At 68.3% G+C, this 2514-nt stretch carries 3 protein-coding genes; all 3 read right to left on the bottom strand.

All coding sequences use genetic code 11. The features are described from left to right. Positions 1-32 precede the first annotated feature (32 nt). The 3 genes from tnpC to tnpA are packed head-to-tail and all read right to left on the bottom strand — an operon-like array spanning position 33 to position 2435. Positions 33-1649: an IS66 family transposase gene (gene tnpC / locus ACO2RV_RS25020; protein WP_423296907.1), complete on the bottom strand. Its 1617-nt coding sequence runs from the start codon at positions 1647-1649 to the stop codon at positions 33-35. 46 nt (positions 1650-1695) lie between these two features. Then, the gene (tnpB, locus tag ACO2RV_RS25015; protein WP_423296906.1) at positions 1696-2043 is read right to left on the bottom strand and encodes an IS66 family insertion sequence element accessory protein TnpB; all 348 of its coding nucleotides are present in this window, start codon (positions 2041-2043) and stop codon (positions 1696-1698) included. Next, positions 2040-2435 carry an IS66-like element accessory protein TnpA gene (tnpA, locus tag ACO2RV_RS25010; RefSeq protein WP_423296905.1) on the bottom strand — a complete coding sequence of 132 codons (396 nt, stop codon included), beginning with the start codon at positions 2433-2435 and terminating at the stop codon, positions 2040-2042. The genes tnpB and tnpA overlap by 4 nt, the downstream gene beginning before the upstream one ends. Positions 2436-2514 lie beyond the last annotated feature (79 nt).

The raw sequence follows: 2514 nt of genomic DNA, 5'->3' as shown, positions 1-2514 counted from the left end.
GTAAGCATCCGGCGAGGGCCGCGCTGTGGCAGCTATGGCGTCTGGCAGTTTCGCATTTGCCAGTTCCATGGCAGCAGTTCGGCGAGCCGGTTCTGCGGCGTCCCGGCGATGCGGTCGAGCACATCGGCAAGCCAGGCCTGCGGATCGACGGTGTTGAGCTTCGCCGTGGTGATCAAGGTCGCCATGGCGGCTGCGCGGTCGGCGCCGCGGTCGGAGCCAGCGAAGAGCCATGCCTTGCGTCCCAGGGCGAAGCCGCGCAGGGCGCGCTCCGCGGCATTGTTGGACAAGCAGGCACGGCCGTCGTTGAGGACGGTCGCAAAGCCATCCCAGCGCCTGAGCATGTAGTCGATCGGCTTGGCGACGGTCGCCGAGCGCGAGAGCGTGAGGCGCTGTTCGCCGAGCCAGGCGTGCAGGTCATCGACGAGCGGCCGGCTCTGCTCCTGCCGGGCGCCGCGACGCTCCTCAGCGCTCAAGCCGTTGATCCCGCGTTCGATGTCGAAGATTGCGTCGATGCGCTTCACCGCCTCCAGGGCGATGGGCGACACCGGCGCGGCACCGGGCCCGCGCCGCGCGCTTGCGGCGATGTCGGCGAGTTCGAAGAAGCCTCTCCTGGCATGTGACCAGCAAAGCGCCGACGTGACCGATCCACCCGGACGCGCGGGATCATACAGTCCGTTGTAACCGCCGTAGGCGTCAGCCTGGAGGATGCCCCGCCAGCCTGCGAGGTGCGCGTCCGGATGCGCCTGCCGCCTGTCGCGCGAGGCGAAGTACAAGGCCGCCGGCGGGTCGGCGCCGCCGAAGGGGCGGTCGTCGCGCACATAGGTCCAGATCCGGCCCGTATCGGTCTTGCCCTTGGCCAGGATCGGTACGGTGGTGTCGTCGGCGTGCAGGCGCTCCGCCGCCATGACGTGCCGGGCGATCAGATCATGCAGAGGCCTCAGCGCCGCAGTCGCCGCACCGACCTGATCGGCCAGCGTCGAGACGGAGAGGTCGATACCCTCGCGGCCGTAGCGTTCGCTTTGACGGTTCAAGGGCTGATGCTGCCCGAACTTCTCGAAGAGGATTGTCGCCAGCAGGTTCGGCCCCATGAAGCCGCGCGGCGTCACATGGAAGGGCGCCGGCGGCTGGGTGATCGCCTCGCACTGGCGGCAGGTGAACTTCTCGCGGACCGTCTGGATCACCTTCCAGGATCGCGGCACGATCTCCAGGGTCTCGGTAACGTCCTCTCCCAGCTTCGACAGCTTCATCGAGCCGCAGCAAGGACAGTTGGTCGGCGCCGGCACGACGACGCGCTCGCGCGGCAGGTGCTCAGGAAAGGGCTTGCGCACGGGCCTCCGGCGTGGAGCGGGTACCGGCAGTGACGCCAGGCGCGCACTCTCCTGCGCCGCGATCTCGTCCTCGCTCGCCCTGGCCTCCAGTTCCTCGAGCTGGAGCTCCATCTGGTCGATGAGCCGCACCGTGCGCTCGGAGCGCTGGCCGTAAAGCTCGCGCCTGAGCTTCTCGATCGTCAGCTTGAGGTGGGCGATCATGGCCTCGACACCAGAGGCTGCGGCCTCGGCCTCGATCCGCCTGGCGCGTTCGGCCAGGATCATCGCATGCGCCGCCGCCAGGTCGGCGGGCAGCGAGGGCGATGCAGCGGGCGTGCTCATAGGAGCGATGGAATCACAGCCCGTTGCAAACGCAAGGCAAAAAGCGTCAGCCGACCGAGGTTGGGCGCCAGGCCTCCACCGGATTGCGCCAGTCGATCCCGGAGAGAAGATAGCCCATCTGCGCCGACGAGATGGCGATGACCCCGTCCGCTGGCGAGGGCCACAGGAAGCGGCCGCGCTCCAGTCGACGCACATACAGGTTCGCCGCCTGCCCGTCGTGCCAGATGATCTTGACGAGGTCGCCGCGCCGCCCGCGGAAGCAGAAGATATGGCCACCGAGCGGGTCGCGCTTCAGGACCTCCTGTACTTGCAGCGCCAGGGAGGCGAAGCCCTTGCGCATGTCCGTGTGGCCGGTCGCCAGCCACACCTTCACACCGACCGGGACTGGGATCATCGCGCCCTCAGGGCGGCGATCGCCGCGCGCAGCGTTCGGCCATCCACCTCGCCCTCCAGCCGCAGTCGATCTCCGGAAGCCAGTTCAATCTCGATGCGGCTCTCGTGACGGACCCTGCGCTTGCGCGGCAATGGCCCATCAGGAGGCGACGCGAGTTCCGCTGGCGGCTCGACGACAACCGGCAGGAAACCTGGCAACGGGGGTGCCCCGCGTTCACAGAGCTGCTTGCGCCAGCGGAAGAGCTGGCTCACATGCACCCCAGCCGAGCGGGCGATCTCGGACGCTGAAGCCCCGGGCTCCAGTGCCAGGGCCACCAGACGCTCCTTCTCGGCCCGCGGCCAGCGTCGACGCCGCTCTACCGAGGTGATCACCTCCACTCGCGAAAGGGACATATGACTACTCCTAGGATTACCCCTAGGACTTCACGTCATCGCGCAACCTCCGCAAGGCGGCCCTCGCCGGAGGGGTACG

Source organism: Ancylobacter sp. VNQ12 (genome assembly GCF_049445835.1).
GTDB lineage: Bacteria > Pseudomonadota > Alphaproteobacteria > Rhizobiales > Xanthobacteraceae > Ancylobacter.
This window is presented reverse-complemented; position numbering and strand designations above follow the sequence as displayed.